Below are 17,707 nucleotides of genomic sequence, written 5' to 3'. Positions count from 1 at the left end.
GGAAAATACACGCGTGGCAAACATCAAGTCCCAGATCAAGCGGAACAAGACCAACGAGGCTGCAAAGCTGCGTAACCAGTCGACCAAGTCGTCGCTGCGTACCGCGATCCGTTCATTCCGCGAGGCTGTTTCCGCGGGCGAGAAGGACAAGGCTTCCGAGCTCCTGGTCAGCACCGGCAAGAAGCTCGACAAGGCTGCCAGCAAGGGTGTCATCCACGCCAACCAGGCCGCCAACAAGAAGTCGGCGATGGCTCTCTCGCTCAACAAGCTCTGATCTACCCGCCCGGCGACGGGCACCCACAACTTGATACATACCGATCACCCCGGAGACTCCCACGCAGTCGCCCGGGGTGATCGGTGTTTGTCGTGCAGCTGCTCCTGCGCCTGCTGAAACCGGAGGACCTACGACTCCCTCCGACTTCGACCACATCCTCCCGCTCCAACCGGAGGAACTGACAACAGTCGGAGGAAATGGCAGATCCTCCGACTTCGGGGAACTGGAGTCACCGTCTCCGCGACGGACGCAGATCAGCGACGGCAGCCACGGCCCGCTGCAGGCTGTAGTCGGCGTCGGCCGCCTGTCCTTTGACCTCACCGTTGAGGGTCGCCACCACCGACATCGCTTTGGCTATCGAATCCGAATCCCATGCCGACGCCTGCCCCTGCACCTTCTTGACCTTCCACGGCGGCATACCCAGTTCGGAGGCAGCCGCGTATTGATCCATGCGGCCGATGCCGCGCACGCGCGCGATGGAGTGCACCGCTTCGGCGAGGGCGTCGGCGAGCAGGACGTGCGCGACGCCGTGGTGATGCGCCCATTGCAGCGACTCCAAAGCGCCCGCCCGATCGCCCGTCACCGCCTTGTCTGCCACTTCGAAGCCCGTGATCTCGGGACGCCCGGAGTAGTACCGCGCGACCGCGGCCACGTCGACCTTGCCGTCCGTGTCCGCCGCGAGCTGACTGCAGGCCGACGCCAGCTCACGCAGGTCGGCTCGTACCGAATCCAGAATCTTCTCGATGACGTCCGGCCCCGCCTTGACCCCATGCCGGCGCAACTCACTTCTGACGAAGTCGGCACGTGCACTGCCCTTCAGGCTTGCGCAATCATGCTCTTCGACACCACTTTTCCGTAGCGCGCCAACCATCGACTTCGCCCGGCCGCCCCCTGAGTGCACGATGATCAGGGTGACGCCCTCGGGCGGGTCCACCGCCACCTCTGCGACAAGCTTTGCCGGCTCCTTACCCGCCTCGGCCGCGGCCTCCAAGACGATGATCCGGTCCTCGGCGAACAACGACGGACTCAACAGCTCCGCCAATTCGGGCGCCGTCGCGTCTCCGGCCCGCAGTCGCGTCACCGGGATGTCTTCCGGATTGGAGACCGTCGCCCGAACTGCGGCGACGATGGCACCCGTCGCACGTTCGGCAAGGAATTCGTCGTCGCCGAGGACCAGATGCACGCTGTTCACAGTCGTCATGGTGCCAGAGACCGGTGACACCCCCATCCCCACCACGAGCAGTCGACCCGCGCACTCACCACAGCGTCACCGTCGCCAGAGGCAACGCACTGCACTTCTGCGCGACGAACACCATCCACCACAGCTCCGGACCGACGAACCGGACCAACAGGAACGCCACCGGCGGGCAGACGAGGTTGACGGCCGCCGCCGTGGTGCCCAGCACCGTGATGGGCGCGACGACCACCGTCACCGCCAGATTCGCGATCACCGCGACCAGACTGAGCCGGCCACTGAACATCACGACCACGGGCGTGGTCACCAGTTGCGCCGCGAACGCCACCGCAAGGGCCTCGGCAAGCCCCCGCGGAACATGATGGCGCCGCAGCCATTCGACGATCACCGGCGCGATGACGATCAGTCCGGCGGTGGCGACGACAGACAGGACGAACCCCGGCTGGACCGCGAACGCCGGCCACACCAGCAACAGGATGACAACCGCGGCGCACAACGCCGGCATGGCCTGAGCACGCCTGCGGACCAGCAGCGCCAACAACCCGACCGCACCCATCACCGCCGCACGGACCACGCTGGGACTGGGCCGCACCAAGATCACGAAGATCACGATCACGACCCCCGTCACTGCCACCGTCGTGCGCGGCCCCGCCCCGAGCGCCCGCACGGTCAGCAACAGCGCCCCGATGATGATCGCAAAATTGGCCCCCGACACCGCGGTCAAATGCGAAAGTCCTGCGGTCCGGAAGTCCTCCTTCAGATCCTCGTCGAGGGCCGAGACGTCGCCGAGCACCAGCCCCGGGAGCAGCCCTGATTCCGGGGTGCCGAGCGCACGTGATGCGAGCTCCAGGAACCGGGTGCGGACGTGCGTCGCGCCCCGCTGATACCAGGGCGGAGCGCGAACCTGCGACGGCGGTCCCGACGCGGTCAGCGTGGCGACGGTGAGGTCTGGTCGGCTCGGCGCAGACACTGTCACCAATGCCGACAGATGTTGCCCCGGAACCAGATCCATCCAGCCGTCGGCAGGGGCAAGCACCGTCGCCGCCGCCGTCGACACCTCGTGCCGGCGGACCGAGGTGACGGTCACCGCGACCACCATCCGATCAGTGCGCGGCATTGCTTTCGGATCATCGGCCACCCGCAATCCGACCGTGACCTTGCCACCACGAACGGAGTGATCAGACAGAGGGTTCAGCTCGAGATGGTGCTGGCGGAGCACCAGTGCCCAGCCGAAACCTGCGATCACGCCGCCGATCCCGAGAAGAACGGGCATCATCGACGCTCGTCCACCACGCATCAGCGTGGCCACCACAACGAGGGTCATGAGCGACGCACACAGCGCAAGTGCGGCGGTGATGCCCACCGGCGCAAGGATCCCGATCACCGTGGACAGCCACGCGGCAAGGGCCGCCGGAACGAGCCGAAGATCAAGGGGCGCGACCCCCGGCACCACAACGGCACTCACACCGTGACCCGGTCCCTCAGCTTCTCCAGACGCGCAGGGCCGATGCCGTCCACTTCTGCGAGCTGATCTACAGAGCTGAACCGGCCGTTCGCGTTGCGCCAGGCAATGATCGCGGCAGCGGTCACCGGACCTACTCCCGGCAGGGTGTCCAACTCGGCTTCGGTGGCGGTGTTCAGGTCCACCCGCGGCTGCTCGGCGGCAGCCGGTGGGAGCGCACCCGTCGTGGCACCGGCACTCGGAGGCGGCGCTCCCCCGGCGCCATCGACCGCGACCACAGCGCTACGCATCTGCGGTCCACCGGCGGGGTCCGCGAACCCGACGAGGACCTGATCCCCGTCGCGCAGCGGCTGGGCAAGATTCAAGCTGAGAAGGTCGGCTCCGCTTCGCGCACCGCCGGCCTTCTCGAGCGCGTCGGCGACACGAGATTGCGGTGGAAGTCGCACCAAACCCGGCCGGTGTACGAGTCCGACGACGCTGATCACCAATTCCGCAGGCGGATCTGCTGTCTGCACGCTCACCGTCGAACTCGTTGCAGCGCCTGCGGACTCGGGGAACGCAACCGGAACATCTGCGCCAGTGGCACCGTCAGCGAAGGCGGTGTAGAGCGCCACCAGCGTGGCCAGGACGCCGACGATCACCAAACCGATTGCCGCGGCAGGCGTCGACCGCCACCGACGTCGCAAAGGTCCGTCGGAATCCGGGTCACCGGGATCGAAGGGGTCGTCGATGGACTCATCACTCCACCTGCGTTCTGCGGCGGAGTCGTCCACCGGGCTGTCGTGCAGCCACTGCGCAGAACCAAGCCAGGCGGGCACGGCGGCATCGGGCGCGGAGGGCTGCGGCGGTCCGAGCGGCTCAGGTTCCGACGCCGCCAACCGGTCCAGGTTGCTACTCATAGCGGGAAACCTAGTGAGCCGGACCCCTGGGGCAAGCCGCTGATACGCGATGCCGGTCGCCGCCTGTGGACAACTCCCGAACTGTGGACTACTCGGGGTCGACGTCGATCGGGCCGAGTGACGTCGTCAGTGCGATGCCCACCGCACCGGACCCGACGTGGCGGGACAGGACCGGACCGAGGTCGGACTCGACCAACGATTGGATGGTGAGCTTGGACCGGAGCGACTCGGTGATCTCCGCGGCCAGTTCGGGGGCCTCACAGTGCTGGACCCCTAGGGTGACCGGCCTACGTTGGGCGACCTCGACCGCCGTGTCGATCATCTTCGCGATCGCTTTCGACATCGTGCGCTGCTTCTCCTTGAGAACCAGAGAACCGTCGACGACCCGCAGGATGGGTTTGATCGCCAGCGCGGATGCGAACAAGCGTGTGGTCGCACCGATACGACCACTCGAACGCAGGTTCTCCAGTTGCTGGACGCACAGGAGACACTCGGTGGTCGAACCGACCCTGATCGCCGATTCGTAGACGCGGTCCATGTCCGCACCGGACTCCGCGGTCTGCGCCGCGGCGATGGCGGCGAAGCCGACACCGAGGCCGACGGTGCGGGAGTCGACCACCCGGATGCGTCCCTGGAACTTCTCTGCGGCCAATCGGGCCGATCCCCAGGTGCCGCTGAAGCGCCGGGACAGGTGCACGGCCACCACGCCGTCGCCGTCGCTGGCCTCGATCGCCTTCTCGTACGCGACCTCGAGATCGGCGGGGGTCACCCCGGACGTGGTCGTCTGGGGGTCGTTGAAGATGTCCGGGCCGATCTCGTCGACGTCCTCGAGCAGGTCGCGGTCGGCGGTCAAGACATGCATGGGCACCTGTTCGATGCGATACCGCTCGCGGATCCCTGCAGGCAGGCGGGCCGAGGAGTCGGTGACGATGACGACGGTCACGACACCACGGTAGACGCCAGGGTCCTCGCGAGGACGTCGTGCACAAGATCGGCGACGTCGCGGTGGCACCCGAATCCCCAGTGGATGCCATCGGGGTTGCCCTCTCCGCGATCGAAGTGTGCCGCGGTCGGCGGCAGCAGATCGACCAGTGGCACCCCAGCCTCTTCAGCCCAGGTGGTCATGGCCGCAACAGTTTTCGGCCGGCCCGAATGCACGTTTCCGTAGTACGGACTGCGGTGGGTGGACGGTAGGCAGGCCACGATCGGGAGGTCTGGACGGATCGCGACGAGGGCTTCGTGGATCTTCCCCAGGTACTCACCGGTCAGCGCGGGCGGCAGGGCGAGCGGCCATCCGGTGGGCGCCAGCCGGGGTTGCAGCCAGCCGTACCCATCACGTACCCGCTGCCGCAGCCACGGTGGCCTGATGTACCGAATCTGCTCCCGCAGGGCGGTCGGCATGGGCGACGGCAGCGAATCCATGCCGCCGAACGCGAAGACCACCGCCCTGGCACGTGGAACCGCGGCCCAGATCCTCGGGTCCTGGGTCAGCGCCCACCACACGTCCCGACTGGTCCAGCCGATCCGACCGAACAGTTCGAGTTCGAGGCCGAGTTCATCTGCGACGAGCGTCGGCCAGATCCTCGGGTCGTCGGCAGGCAGCCCACCCTTCGGTCCGTAGTAGGCGAGCGAGTCCGACAACACCAACAGCGAATCACGCTTCGGTGCCGTCATTGCACGGCAGCGTCCGCGACCTCGGCGGACGCGTTCCACACGTCGAGCCGCCAGGTCGTCTCGTCGTCGGCGCCGTGCCCGCTGAGTTGGACCCAGCTCGTGTTGGCCAGTCCCCCGAACACCGGCCAGTGACTGATCGGCAGCCCCAGCAGGCCTGCGGTCATCGCCGCGATCACTCCGCCGTGCGCCACCAGGACCACCGGGGCGTCGGCATTCTCGCCGCGACCCCAGTCGCCCAGATCGGCAACGAGTTCTTCGACGACCGGCACACTGCGGGTGGCCACGTCGGTGCGGCTCTCACCCTCGGGAGGCCGCCAGGTCGCGTCGTCGCGCCAGATACGCCTGGCACCGGGCATCTGGTCGTCGACCTCGTGATGGGTCAGGCCCTGCCACAACCCGAGGTGGGTCTCACGCAGACGTTTGTCCGTGCCGACCTCGAGCCCGACCTGTGCGGCCAGAGCTGCCGCGGTGTCGCGGGCGCGGCGCAGATCGGACGAGACGATCAGGCGCGGTTCACGACCGGCCAGCACCTTCGCCGCGGCTTCGGCCTGCTTGATCCCGAGGGCCGACAGGTCGGTGTCGAGTTGCCCCTGCATCCGGCTTGCGGCGTTGTACTCGGTCTGCCCGTGCCGCAGCAGCAGCAGACGTCGTACGACCGGCGTCATCCGCTCGACGCTGGAGTCGTGGCCGTCGGGACGGAGCGACTCACTCACCAACGTCCTCCCGGTTTGCCGCGTCGTCGCTGCCGTCGTAACTGCTGAGGGGTTTGGACTCGATGCCGGGGATGTCGATGACGGGGCAGTCTTTCCACAGTCGCTCGAGGGCGTAGAACTCGCGCTCCTGCTCGTGCAGGACGTGGACGACGACGTCGATGTAGTCGAGCAACGTCCAGCGCCCCTCACGGGTGCCCTCGCGGCGAACCGGTTTGGTACCGGCTTCCCGCAATTTCTCTTCGATCTCGTCGATGATGGAGGCGACCTGACGTTCGTTGTCGGCGGAGGCGATCACGAAACAGTCGGTGATCACCAACTGTTCCGACACGTCGATCACGACGACGTTGGTTGCCAACTTCTCGGCCGCCGCTTGGGCGGCCACGGTGGCGATGGAGACTGCCTCGGATGACGCTGTCACAAAATGCCTTTCGATTGGTAGAGCTTTCGTTTGCTGATGTACTGCACCACCCCGTCAGGTACCAGGTACCAGACCGGACGTCCGCCTTCAGCACGTTTGCGGCAGTCTGTCGACGAGATCGCGAGCGCCGGGATCTCCATGAGGTGCAACGTATCGGGGGGTAGCTTTTTCAGGTGCCGCTCGAGGTGCGCCGCCCCCAGTTCGTAGCCCGGGCGGCTGACGCCGACGAAACTCGCCAACTCGAACAGCGCCTCCCAGTCCTGCCACGACAGGATCGATGCCAACGCGTCGGCGCCGGTGATGAAGAACAACTGCGCGTCGGGATTGACGGCCTTCAGATCACGCAAGGTGTCGACGGTGTAGGTGTCCCCGTCTCGGTCGATGTCGACCCGGCTGACCGAGAACCGCGGATTGGATGCCGTCGCGATGACCGTCATCAGGTAGCGGTCCTCCGGCGGGCTCACACCGGCATCGGCCTTGAATTTCTGCCATGGCCGTCCGGTGGGCACGAAGATGACCTCGTCGAGGTCGAACCGGTCCGCGACCTCACTCGCGGCCACCAGGTGACCGTTGTGAACGGGGTCGAACGTACCGCCCATCACACCGATGCGCCGACCACGTGAGACTCGGGTATCGGGTGTGGTGTCGGACATGAGCAGTGAGTCTACTGATCAGCTCACACGGGCAGCAGGTTGGCGATCACCTTGCCGAGTTGCGTCGCGTTGCGGCACTCGTGCATGTCGATCACCCCGGAGTAGGTGGAGGCCACCGAATCGCCCGTGTCCCAGTTGCGGGCGGCTTCCGGATTGAGCCAGTAGGCGTGCCTCGTGCTGTCGACCATTTCGGTCAGGGCATCGAGTTTCGGGTCGTGATAGTTGTTCCGGCCGTCACCCAGGATGAGCAGAGCCCCACGCCGGGTGAGCGCGTCCAGGTGGTCGCTCGCGAAGCCACTGAATGCGTTCCCGTAGTCGGAGTGACCGTCACGGGTGATCAACCTGGCCTCGCTGAGCATCTCGCGCACCGCGGTCGTGAAGTCCAGGTCAGGGCCGTCGAAGAACTCGGTCACCTCGTCGACCGTGTCCACGAATGCGAACACCCGAACCTTGGAGAATTGCTGTCGCAGGGCGTAGACGAGCTGCAGGGTGAACTGGGAGAACCCGGCCACCGAACCGGAGACGTCGCACAGGACCACCAGTTCAGGGCGGCCCGGCCGGGGTTTGCGTCGCACCAGGTCGATCGGGACGCCCCCTGTCGACATGGAGGCCCGCAATGTCTTGCGTACGTCGATCGATCCACGGTGGGCGCGTCGTCGCCGGACCTCTAGCCGGGCGGCCAGCAATCGCGCCAGCGGCGCGATGGTACGGCGCACCTCGGCGAGGTCGGCAGCCCCGGCGGACAAGAAGTTGACCCGCTCGGGCAGGTTCGGGACCGCGTATTGCGACACCTGCTCCCTGCCGTTGCGCTGGGCCATCCGTCGTTTGGTCTCACTCTCGATCAGCGAGCGGAACTGGCGTACGCGGTCGGCGGCGGCGCGCCGGAACACCGGCTCGGTCCCCGAGCGTTCCTCGTCACCGGACGAACCGGCCATCGCCGCCGCGATCTGCGCGATGAGGGTCTGGGGATTGATCGTCGACATCGCCTGATAGGTCGAGAATGCCGGACCGCGTGAGGACCGGTAGCTGCCGAGCTGCGCAACGGCCATCGCCGCGAACGAAGCCAGTTCGGCCTCGGCCTCCTTCGAATCATCCGCGAGGAGTTCGGCCAGTCGTTCACGCACCGCCTCGATGTCGACATTCCCGTCCGCGTCCAGAGCGAAGGCGTCGTCCTGATCGCCGCTGCGCTCCCCCATGCCGAGCGGGAACCACAGATCGAAGACCGCGTCGAAGACCCGACGGTGACCATTGTCGTGCAGCAGCGTGCACGCCATGCCTTCACGAAAGCTGTTGCGATCCAGGAGATCGAGCACCGACGTCGCCTGCCCGGCGTCGATCAGGTTCGCCGGGCCCACCACGATTCCCCGGCCTCGCAGGTCGTCGACGAAGCCGGTGAGTTGTGTGATGAACGGAGAACTCTCGATCGGGGTGTTCACGAGCGTCAGCCGAGCTTCAGTTCCTTGAGGGCGGTCGCAAGGTCGGGACGGTGTTTGAGAACCACCCCGAGCGTGCGTGCGATGACGCCTTCGTCGATGGTCGACCCGGGCTTCTCCCCGACCCCCAGCGCGAGCAACGTGTGCGCCCAGTCGATGGTCTCGGCGACCGATGGCTTCTTGCGGATGTCGAGCGTGCGCAATACCCCGATGATCCGGACCAATTCCTTGGCCACCGATTCGTCGAGTTCGGGAACCCTGCTGGCAAGGATGTCGCGCTCGCGGGCTGCATCGGGAAAATCGATGTAGAGGTAGAGGCAGCGGCGCTTGAGAGCTTCGGAGAGTTCTCGCGTCGCATTGGACGTCAGCAGGACGATGGGGCGGCGGTCGGCCACCACGGTGCCCATCTCGGGGATGGTGATCGCGAAATCGCTGAGTACCTCGAGGAGCAGACCTTCGATGTCGACGTCGGCCTTGTCGACCTCGTCGATCAGCAGCACCGTCGGTCCGGGCTGCGAGATCGCTTTCAACAGCGGCCTCGGGAGCAGGAACTCGTCGGAGAAGATGTCGGCTTTCGTCTCATCCCATCCACGCTGGCCGGTCGCCTGGATGGCGAGGATCTGCTTGGCGTGGTTCCACTCGTAGAGCGCTCGGGCCTCGTCGATGCCCTCGTAGCACTGCAGCCGTACCAGGTCGGCGCCGGTCGACTGCGAGATCGCCCGCGCCAGTTCGGTTTTGCCGACGCCGGCAGGTCCCTCGACGAGCAGCGGCTTGCCGAGACGGTCCGCCAAAAAGACCGATGTCGACGTCGCCTCGTCGGCCAGGTAACCAACGCCGGCGAGGGTCTCGCGCACGCCCGGCACGTCGGTGAAACTAGGCTGTACGCCCATTGGTTCTCCTAAGAATTGATCGATTGGCCCTGGACTTTGTCGGTCACACCGGCCGGGTCTGCCCGTTGCCCCACGCGATCCATTTGGTCGATGTCAGCTCTGGCAAACCCATGGGTCCGCGGGCGTGCAACTTCTGGGTCGAGATGCCGATCTCGGCGCCGAATCCGAACTGCTCCCCGTCGGTGAACGCGGTGGATGCGTTGACCATGACCGCCGCCGCATCGACGCGATTGGTGAACTCGGTGGCCGCCGCCAGGTCATCGGTGATGATCGCCTCGGTGTGGCTCGTCCCGTAACGGTCGATGTGCTCGACCGCCTCGTCGAGCCCGCCGACGATCTTCACCGCGATGTCGAGGCTCAGGTATTCGTCGGACCAGTCCTCCTCGGTGGCCGGGACCATGCCGGGCTCGTCGCCGTGGATGATCACTCCGGCGCTCTGCAGCACCTGGGTCAGCCGCGGCAGCGCCGTCTCGGCGATCGCCCGGTCGATGAGCACCGTTTCAGCGGTGTTGCAGACGCTGGGCCGACGGGTCTTGGAGTTGATCACCAGATCCTCGGCCATGTCGAGGTCGGCAGCGGCGTGGATGTAGATGTGACAGTTACCCGTACCGGTCTCGATGGTGGGCACGGTCGCGTTTTCGACGACCGCCTTGATCAGTCCTGCGCCACCGCGCGGGATGACGACGTCGACCAGGCCGCGGGCACGGATGAGATAGGTGACACTCGAGCGATCCTCGGACGGCAGCAACTGCACCGCGTCCGCGGGAAGTCCTGCGGCGGTGAGGGTGTCTCGGAGAATCCGGACCAGCTCGGCATTGGAACTCGCGGCCGACGACGATCCCCGCAGCAGCGCCGAGTTGCCCGATTTCAGCGCGATACCGAAGGCATCGACGGTGACGTTGGGGCGGGCTTCGTAGACCATGCCCACGACGCCCAGGGGCACCCGGACCTGCCGGAGTTGCATCCCGTTCGGCAACGTCTTGCCCTGGAGCACGTCGCCGATCGGATCCGGCAACGCTGCAACCTGACGGAGTCCGGCCGCGATACCGTCGATCCGGTCGGCCGTCAGACGCAGCCGGTCGATGAGGCTCGCCTCGGTGCCGGCCAGCTCAGCACGGGCCACATCGTCGGCGTTCGCGGCGAGGATCGATCCGGTTTGTGCGAGCAACGCCTCGGCGGCATCGTGCAGGACGCCGTTCTTCTGGTCGGTGGTCAGCCCTGCCAGGACACGAGAGGCAGCTTTCGACGCAGTGGCCTGCGTGCACACGATCTGCTCGACGTCAGCAGGAGTGGTGGTAGGAGCACTCATCGTCCCAGGATAGGTGGTCCTGACATCTGAGTTCTCAGCGACCGACAGTCAGGTGTCGTGGGCGTACGCGGTGAGTTCGCGCCACCTGCGTACGTTCGCGCCGGTTGCAACTGTCGCGTCCGCGTGCAGGTGGCGCGAATTTCTTGATCGACGAGCTACGCGTCGAACGATCCGTGCCGACCCGCACCGCCCGCAAAGCGCGTCGCGCCGGCGACGGTATCGGCGCTCAACGACGTCATGCCACGCCGGAACTCATTCCTCATTGCGGCGGTTTCATCGAGGCCCTCTTGTTCGAGAGCCGAAAGTCGGTCCTGGCGCATGCATGTCTGTGGGAAGGCCGCGATCTCGTGAGCCAGCTCCTTCGCAGACCGCACCACGTCACCTTGCGGCGCAACACGATTGACCAGACCCATTCGAAGCGCTTCGTCCGCGCGAACCTCCCGGCCTGTCAGGATCAAGTCCATCGCGTGCGACGTCCCGATCAGGCGCGGCAGTCGCACGGTGCCACCGTCGATCAACGGGACGCCCCATCGGCGGCAGAAGACGCCGAAGACGGCGTCTTCGTCGGCGACCCGGAGGTCCGCCCACAGCGCCAGCTCGAGACCGCCCGCGACCGCGTGTCCGGCGATCGCCGCAATGACCGGTTTGGACAACCGCATTCGGGTCGGCCCCATGGGCCCGTCGCCGTCGGGATCGACGTTGTTCGCGTTCTCGCCGGCGGAAATCGCCTTCAAATCGGCTCCCGCGCAGAAGGTTCCGCCTTCGCCGTGAAGTACTGCGACGGCTGCTCCGTCGTCATCGTCGAAGTCACGGAACGCCTGGGCCAAAGCCTGCGCGGTCGGGCCATCGACAGCGTTGCGACGCTGCGGCCGGTTGATGCTGATCGTGGTGATCGGGCCGTCGTGGCTCACCAACACGTCTGGACTGAGCGACATCTACTCACCTTCCGACACGGGATGCACCGAACCTAACCCGACACCCGATGCTGCCGGGGCAGATTCAACCGGCTGCGAGAATCGATGACGAGGCAGGTCTTGGCCATCCTCCGCCGCGCAGGGCACCACGACGATGTCGCCTGTGGAAATGTCAGCAGGCAACATCACCGGACCAGACCGGCGACCAGACGATTCACACACAGTGGTCGCCTCGACTCTTGCCGTCGACACCCGACCGATCAACCGGAGTTCGGACCACACCGGAGCGGCGCCTTCGATCATCGGGTCGACAGACAGCGAGCGGCGTCGGTGGCCTGTGGTCGCCGCATCCAGTACCCGCATGACCACGACGACTCCGTGCGACGTCCGGCTCCGATAGACAGCGGGAGTACCCGACAACTCGTTCAGATGACACATCGAGACGTCGTCGATCACGACGTCGGTCAGGGTTACGCGGGTGTTCGCGGGCCACAAAGCCTTGTCCAGGGGATCGGGGATGCTCGCACGCAGGGTCGGCAAGATCGCGGTGAGGGTCATCGCCGGTTACCCCTGACATCAACGTGGACATCGCGTTCACCAAAGCCTTCAACATTGATCACCGCTCCGTTTTACGCAGTCCGATCCCGCATCGACAGGTTCGGAGCGAAGTCTTGACGAGATCTTTGCGGCTGCGTGCCAGCAGAGTTGGGGCGAGAGGCCCGTGGCCGGGCGCAACTGGATCTGCAAGAGTCGACCCGCGGTCACCGATGCGGGCGGCGTCGCCTCGAAGAAGATAATGTAGCCGAGTACGTCGAAAAGCAGGCGGAAGGTCAAGCTCATCTCACCCACCGACAACCCCACCCCGCAGCCGATCCTGTCGCCGCTGACAGAGGCTGCGATCTTCCTCGTGGCAACGGTCGAACCCGGTGGGGAATCCGACACGTGGGACTTTCTGTCCGGTGTCACCGGTCTGATCCGTTCAGTGGCCTCTCGCGCCCCCGACGCCCGGCCCACCTGCGTCATCGGGATCGGATCAGGAGCGTGGGACCGACTGTTCATCGGGCCCCGCCCGGCCGGACTCGCACCATTCGTGCCCTTGGACGGCGCCGTGCACAGCGCACCGGCGACACCGGGCGATCTGCTCTTCCACATCAGGGCCCGCACCATGGACGTCTGTTTCGAGCTGGCCACGCAGATTGCCACGCAACTCGGCGACGCCGCCCGAATGGTCGACGAGGTCCATGGATTCCGCTACTTCGACATGCGCGACATCATCGGTTTCGTCGACGGCACCGAGAATCCGGACGGCCCCGCAGCCGTTGCCGCGGTCACCGCCGGTGACGAGGACCCCGACTTCGCGGGCGGCAGCTACGTCCTGGTGCAAAAGTACCTGCACGACATGCTGGCCTGGAATGCGCTCACGACCGAAGAACAGGAACAGTCCATCGGCAGGTCGAAGTCGGACAACATCGAGATGGACGACGAAACGAAACCCACCAATTCGCACACGGCGCTGACAGTCATCGAAGACGACGCGGGTCAGCAGGTGCAGATCATGCGCGACAACATGCCGTTCGGGCGGGTCGGACAAGCCGAATACGGTACGTACTTCATCGGCTACTCCGCCGGCCCCGAGGTCACCGACGAGATGCTGCGAAACATGTTCCTCGGCAAGCCCGAAGGCAACTACGACCGACTCCTCGACTTCTCCACCGCAGTCACGGGCAGCCGCTATTTCGTGCCCACCATCGACTTTCTCGACGACCCACCGGAATTCCGCGGCGCGACCGCAGAAGCTCGCGGCGACGCCGCGGACGCCCGCGGCGAAGCCGCCTATGTCACAGCCGAGCCCGACTCGGACATCACACCACCCGCACCCACCATGGGTTCGTTGCGTATCGGCGCGCTGCACCGGCGACGCCAGCTGACGACGGAGGAAAAATGAACAACCTGCACCGCGAACTGGCACCCATCTCGACGGCGGCCTGGGAGGCCATCGAGGAAGAGGCGGCGCGATCGTTCAAGCGCAACAGTGCTGCCCGTCGCATCGTGGACGTGAACGGCCCTCTCGGACTAAAACTCGCTGCGGTGACCACCGGCAAACGCACCCCGATCGACGCACCTGTCGCCGGCATCCAGGCCAGTAGCCGCACCTCGCAATCCATCGTCGAGTTCAAGGTGCCTTTCATCGTGAGTCGAGACGCCGTCGACAACGTCGATCGCGGCGCACAGGACTCCGACTGGGACCCCGTGATCGATGCCGCCCGGACACTGGCGCAGGCCGAGGACCGGGCGGTGTTCGAGGGCTATCAGGCCGCGGGCATCACCGGCATCCGCAGCGAATCCCCGGGTGATCCCATCAAGCTCCCCGACGACGTGCGCGAGTACCCCGAAGCGATCAGCCAGGCGCTGAGTCGACTTCGACTCTCATCCGTGGCGGGCCCGTACTCCCTCGCGCTCAGCGCCGAGGTCTGGCTCAAGGTGAACGAGACGTCCAACCACGGATATCCGATCATCCAGCACCTGCAGCGCGTGATCGACGGGGACATCATCTGGGCCCCTGCCATCGACTCCGCGTTCCTCCTCAGCACCCGTGGCGGCGACTTCGATCTGACCATCGGACAAGATGTCTCGATCGGCTACGACTCCCACGACGCCTCGACGGTCAGCCTGTACCTGCAAGAGACGTTCACCTTCCTCGTCTACACCGGTGAGGCTGCCGTCTCGTTCGACACCACGACCGGCTGACCCGCGCGTTCGCCGTCCGCAAACCCAGGCGAATTCGGAAGTCCCAGGTGTTGCAGCAGCTGGGTCTTCCTGAACCGGCTGGGTGTGCGGTTCAGGCTCAACACTTTTCGAGGGCCCGCCGGAGCACGGGCACCGAAGGCCGATCGAGGTAGAGGCCATAGGTCCGCAGCACGGTGACGAATTGGACCGCGTACTGACAGTGGAAGCCCGAGTTGGCGGGCATCCAGCGCGACGGTGCGGAGTCGCTCTTGTCCTGGTTCGCCTCACCATCGACGGCCACCAGATTGGCCGGGTCGTTCGCAAAACGTTGCCGCAGCGACGCATCCCACGTACGGGCACCCATGGCCCACGCGTACGCGAGCGGCACGATGTGGTCGATCTGCACCTTCGCGCCAGAACCCTTGCCGCGCTTGAACACGATCCAGTGACCACTGTAGGGACTGCGTAGTTCACCCGAGGCGACCCCGCGCGTGCAACTGTCGACCGCCGCGATGACCTTGTCGCTCAAGTCGCGGTTCAGGATGTCGTTACGGGTGTCGCACCCGTTGTTCGCCCCGGCGGCGTCAGTGCTGTCGGTCCACGCCTGGCCGAACGCGCTGCGCTCATAATCGGGCGCGTCCGGGCGTTGCGCGAGGACCGGCACAAGCGCCAATTCCCCGAGCATTCGTCGGGCGTCATCAGACGACTCCCCGCCACCGTGCGACACCACCCCGGCGCCTGCAGCAAGCGTCGCGGTGGCTGCGAATGCAGCCAGCAGCAACCACCAGCGGGCTGAGAGACCTACGCCGTCAGGACTTGTCCAGGAACGCCAGGCGTACCGGACCCAGGATCGAGTCGACGAGGGCCGCCATCGGTTTGTGTTCGACCAGCGTGAGGTCGCCGCCGACGACCTCGTCGGCGAGGGCCCGCGTGTCGTCGATGAGGTCGGCATCGGTGAGGAGCGAGAGGAAACGGAGCGAGGAGGTCTGCCCGGACTGGAGCGAACCAAGCAGATCACCTTCCCTTCGCTGCCGGAGGTCGACGTACGACAACTCGAACCCATCGTTGGACGCAGCGACCGCCTGCAGTCGTTCCATCGACGGCGACATTTCCGAGGATCCGGTGATGAGCAAGCACAATCCGGGCAACCCGCCACGCCCCACACGACCTCGGAGCTGATGGAGCTGGCTGACCCCGAATCGGTCGGCATCGACGATCACCATGGTGGTGGCATTCGGGACGTCGACACCCACCTCGATCACCGTCGTCGAGACGAGGATGTCGACCTGGCCGGCGGTGAAGTCCGCCATCACCTCGCTCTTCTCGTCAGGTGAAAGCCTGCCGTGCAGCAATTCGATGCGGTGCCCCCCGAGTGGTCCCTCGCTGAGGGTCTTGAACATGTCCACCGCGGCTGTCGCCGGTTCGGCCGCACCCTCTGATGACTTCTGCTGCGACCGCTGACCTGCGGGCGTTCCGTCATCTCCGATGCGCGCGCACACCACATAGACCTGACGGCCCGCCTCGACCTCTTCGCCGACGCGCTGCCACACGCGCTGAACCCACTTCGGATTGCCGCGGGGCACCACGCTCGTGGTGATCGGCTGGCGCCCCCGGGGCAATTCTCGAAGGGTCGAGGTCTCCAGGTCACCGAAGACCGTCATGGCGACCGTCCGAGGGATCGGGGTCGCGGTCATCACCAGCAGGTGGGGCACCACACCGTCCCGGCCGCGGGACCGCAGGGTGTCGCGCTGTTCCACTCCGAAGCGGTGCTGCTCGTCGACGACGACAAAACCGAGATTGAAGAAGTCGACGTTGTCCTGCAGCAGTGCATGGGTTCCGATGAGAATGCCCACCTGACCGGTGACGGTCTCGAGCAACGCGGTGCGCTTGGCTGCCGTCTTCATCGATCCGGTGATCAGGGCGACCCTGGTCGCACCCTCTTCCCCCTCGAGCTCACCCTCTTTCGCGAGTCCCCCCAGCATGGTCTCGAGGGTTCGAAAATGCTGCGCTGCAAGCACTTCGGTAGGCGCGAGCAACGCGCACTGGTAACCGTTGTCTATCACCCTGAGCATCGCGAGCAGAGCTACCAACGTCTTTCCGGAGCCCACCTCACCCTGCAGCAACCTGCTCATCGGCGACACGGCCGCGGCAGGCTCCGCATCGTGCGGAGCCTGCAGGTCGGCGGTGATCTCCTCGATTACCACACGTTGGCCGTCGGTGAGGGTGAACGGCAACCGGTCCAGCAGCTTGTCCTCGAGCCCGCCCGGTACATACGGGCACGACGGCCCGCTGGCACCCCGGTCCACGTACCGGCGCTGTGCGAGTGCGAGCTGAAGCGCAAGGGCCTCGTCGAATCTCAGTCGGGCACTGGCCTGATCGATATCGTGCTGGCCCTCCGGGACGTGGATCTTACGAAGCGCCTCGTCCGATCCGATCAGTCCGCGCGCCTCCCGTTCGTCGTCGAGAAGGGGATCCTCGATCGGCGCGAGTTCGCCGAGCACGGCCCGAACGCACTGCCAGATGGTCCACGCCTGGAGCTTCGCCGTCCCGCGGTACACCGGGATCACATCACGCAGGAAGTCGGAGAAGTCGAGGGTGCCGTCCGAGCTGTCACCGTCACCGGCATCGGTCGCCAACGCCTTGGCAATACCTTGCATCAGCACCGACCCGACGGCATCGTCTGCTTCTATCGACGTTCCGTCCTCGGGCAGCTTGAGCCAGTTCGGATGGGTCAACTGGAGTTCGTCGCGAAAGTATTTGACCTCCCCCGCCATCATCACCCGCGAGCCCTTCGGCAGCTTCGCGGCGATCCAGGGAGAATTGAAAAATGTCACGGCGATGCGGAACTTGCCGTCGAACACGACGAGCTTGACCATCTTCCGGCGCGAGTTGCGGATAGGGATCGTCTTGTTGTCCTCGACCCGGGCGACCACCGTCAACCGTTCCCCGGGTTCGGGTTTGCGCTCCCCGGACAGGTCCCCCTGTTTGACGTAGCGATCGGGCACGTACCGCAGCAATTCACCGACGGTCTGCACATGTATCTGCTCGTCCAGCATGTCGGCAGCTTTGGGACCGAGTACCGACTCCAATGAATCCGACAGCGTCACCGACGGGGCGGTGGCCCGACCTTCCCGTGAACCCACTAC

General features: G+C 65.8%; 18 protein-coding genes. 3 read left to right on the top strand and 15 right to left on the bottom strand.

Annotated features, from left to right (window positions below; genetic code table 11):
• Window positions 1–13: 13 nt before the first annotated feature.
• Window positions 14–274, top strand: coding sequence for a 30S ribosomal protein S20 (gene rpsT, locus BH683_RS13105; protein WP_084836694.1), 261 nt, complete (start codon window positions 14–16; stop codon window positions 272–274).
• Between the two features lie 229 nt (window positions 275–503).
• Here the strand turns inward: rpsT and holA are convergent, their stop codons facing one another.
• The 13 genes from holA to BH683_RS13040 all read right to left on the bottom strand — a co-directional run bounded on the left by holA (window position 504) and on the right by BH683_RS13040 (window position 12,392).
• Window positions 504–1,475, bottom strand: a complete 972-nt coding sequence (holA, locus tag BH683_RS13100; RefSeq protein WP_084836792.1) for a DNA polymerase III subunit delta — start codon at window positions 1,473–1,475, stop codon at window positions 504–506.
• A gap of 55 nt (window positions 1,476–1,530) precedes the next feature.
• On the bottom strand, window positions 1,531–2,934 hold the full coding sequence (locus tag BH683_RS13095) for a ComEC/Rec2 family competence protein (protein ID WP_084836693.1): 1,404 nt from the start codon (window positions 2,932–2,934) through the stop codon (window positions 1,531–1,533).
• On the bottom strand, window positions 2,931–3,830 hold the full coding sequence (locus tag BH683_RS13090) for a ComEA family DNA-binding protein (protein ID WP_084836692.1): 900 nt from the start codon (window positions 3,828–3,830) through the stop codon (window positions 2,931–2,933). The genes BH683_RS13095 and BH683_RS13090 overlap by 4 nt, the downstream gene beginning before the upstream one ends.
• 88 nt (window positions 3,831–3,918) lie before the next feature.
• Entirely contained in the window at window positions 3,919–4,773 is an 855-nt protein-coding gene (locus tag BH683_RS13085) for a DegV family protein (protein WP_084836691.1), read from the bottom strand.
• Complete coding sequence (gene octT, locus BH683_RS13080) at window positions 4,770–5,504, bottom strand: diglucosylglycerate octanoyltransferase (protein ID WP_084836690.1); 735 nt, start codon at window positions 5,502–5,504, stop codon at window positions 4,770–4,772. The genes BH683_RS13085 and octT overlap by 4 nt, the downstream gene beginning before the upstream one ends.
• Window positions 5,501–6,169, bottom strand: a complete 669-nt coding sequence (locus BH683_RS13075) for a histidine phosphatase family protein (RefSeq protein WP_084836791.1) — start codon at window positions 6,167–6,169, stop codon at window positions 5,501–5,503. The genes octT and BH683_RS13075 overlap by 4 nt, the downstream gene beginning before the upstream one ends.
• 40 nt (window positions 6,170–6,209) lie before the next feature.
• On the bottom strand, window positions 6,210–6,635 hold the full coding sequence (gene rsfS / locus BH683_RS13070; RefSeq protein ID WP_084836689.1) for a ribosome silencing factor: 426 nt from the start codon (window positions 6,633–6,635) through the stop codon (window positions 6,210–6,212).
• Window positions 6,632–7,288: a nicotinate-nucleotide adenylyltransferase gene (gene nadD, locus BH683_RS13065; protein WP_084836688.1), complete on the bottom strand. Its 657-nt coding sequence runs from the start codon at window positions 7,286–7,288 to the stop codon at window positions 6,632–6,634. The genes rsfS and nadD overlap by 4 nt, the downstream gene beginning before the upstream one ends.
• A gap of 23 nt (window positions 7,289–7,311) precedes the next feature.
• A complete protein-coding gene (locus BH683_RS13060; protein WP_246833356.1) occupies window positions 7,312–8,724 on the bottom strand; it encodes a VWA domain-containing protein in 1,413 nt (470 codons plus the stop codon).
• 5 nt (window positions 8,725–8,729) lie between these two features.
• Entirely contained in the window at window positions 8,730–9,611 is an 882-nt protein-coding gene (locus BH683_RS13055; protein WP_084836687.1) for a MoxR family ATPase, read from the bottom strand.
• Window positions 9,612–9,654: 43 nt separating this feature from the next.
• Complete coding sequence (locus BH683_RS13050; protein WP_084836686.1) at window positions 9,655–10,920, bottom strand: glutamate-5-semialdehyde dehydrogenase; 1,266 nt, start codon at window positions 10,918–10,920, stop codon at window positions 9,655–9,657.
• Between the two features lie 155 nt (window positions 10,921–11,075).
• Window positions 11,076–11,855, bottom strand: coding sequence for a crotonase/enoyl-CoA hydratase family protein (locus BH683_RS13045; RefSeq protein WP_084836685.1), 780 nt, complete (start codon window positions 11,853–11,855; stop codon window positions 11,076–11,078).
• Window positions 11,856–12,392, bottom strand: coding sequence for a hypothetical protein (locus BH683_RS13040; RefSeq protein ID WP_084836684.1), 537 nt, complete (start codon window positions 12,390–12,392; stop codon window positions 11,856–11,858).
• A 280-nt stretch (window positions 12,393–12,672) separates the two neighbouring features.
• Here BH683_RS13040 and BH683_RS13030 point away from each other — a divergent pair, with 280 nt between their 5' ends.
• Both BH683_RS13030 and BH683_RS13025 read left to right on the top strand, forming a co-directional pair.
• The gene (locus BH683_RS13030; RefSeq protein WP_281492310.1) at window positions 12,673–13,779 is read left to right on the top strand and encodes a Dyp-type peroxidase; all 1,107 of its coding nucleotides are present in this window, start codon (window positions 12,673–12,675) and stop codon (window positions 13,777–13,779) included.
• Window positions 13,776–14,582: a family 1 encapsulin nanocompartment shell protein gene (locus BH683_RS13025; RefSeq protein WP_084836681.1), complete on the top strand. Its 807-nt coding sequence runs from the start codon at window positions 13,776–13,778 to the stop codon at window positions 14,580–14,582. Before BH683_RS13030 ends, BH683_RS13025 begins: the two co-directional genes overlap by 4 nt.
• A 97-nt stretch (window positions 14,583–14,679) precedes the next feature.
• Here the strand turns inward: BH683_RS13025 and BH683_RS13020 are convergent, their stop codons facing one another.
• Both BH683_RS13020 and recG read right to left on the bottom strand, forming a co-directional pair.
• Entirely contained in the window at window positions 14,680–15,342 is a 663-nt protein-coding gene (locus BH683_RS13020) for an HNH endonuclease family protein (RefSeq protein WP_246833354.1), read from the bottom strand.
• Between the two features lie 28 nt (window positions 15,343–15,370).
• Window positions 15,371–17,704: an ATP-dependent DNA helicase RecG gene (recG, locus tag BH683_RS13015; RefSeq protein WP_281492308.1), complete on the bottom strand. Its 2,334-nt coding sequence runs from the start codon at window positions 17,702–17,704 to the stop codon at window positions 15,371–15,373.
• Window positions 17,705–17,707: the final 3 nt, after the last annotated feature.

Origin of the sequence: Williamsia sp. 1138 (genome assembly GCF_002095435.2) — a bacterium.
In the GTDB taxonomy this organism is placed as follows: Bacteria; Actinomycetota; Actinomycetes; order Mycobacteriales; family Mycobacteriaceae; genus Williamsia.
Note: the sequence above shows the minus strand (reverse complement) of the source record. Positions and strands in the feature narration are given on the sequence as shown.

Coding starts and splice junctions, on each gene's coding strand:
- BH683_RS13050 (WP_084836686.1), bottom strand. CDS start 10,920: ATGAGTGCTCCTACCACCACTCCTGCTGACGTCGAGCAGATCGTGTGC.
- BH683_RS13045 (WP_084836685.1), bottom strand. CDS start 11,855: ATGTCGCTCAGTCCAGACGTGTTGGTGAGCCACGACGGCCCGATCACC.
- BH683_RS13075 (WP_084836791.1), bottom strand. CDS start 6,169: ATGACGCCGGTCGTACGACGTCTGCTGCTGCTGCGGCACGGGCAGACC.
- holA (WP_084836792.1), bottom strand. CDS start 1,475: ATGACGACTGTGAACAGCGTGCATCTGGTCCTCGGCGACGACGAATTC.
- nadD (WP_084836688.1), bottom strand. CDS start 7,288: ATGTCCGACACCACACCCGATACCCGAGTCTCACGTGGTCGGCGCATC.
- BH683_RS13040 (WP_084836684.1), bottom strand. CDS start 12,392: ATGACCCTCACCGCGATCTTGCCGACCCTGCGTGCGAGCATCCCCGAT.
- BH683_RS13025 (WP_084836681.1), top strand. CDS start 13,776: ATGAACAACCTGCACCGCGAACTGGCACCCATCTCGACGGCGGCCTGG.
- BH683_RS13055 (WP_084836687.1), bottom strand. CDS start 9,611: ATGGGCGTACAGCCTAGTTTCACCGACGTGCCGGGCGTGCGCGAGACC.
- BH683_RS13090 (WP_084836692.1), bottom strand. CDS start 3,830: ATGAGTAGCAACCTGGACCGGTTGGCGGCGTCGGAACCTGAGCCGCTC.
- octT (WP_084836690.1), bottom strand. CDS start 5,504: ATGACGGCACCGAAGCGTGATTCGCTGTTGGTGTTGTCGGACTCGCTC.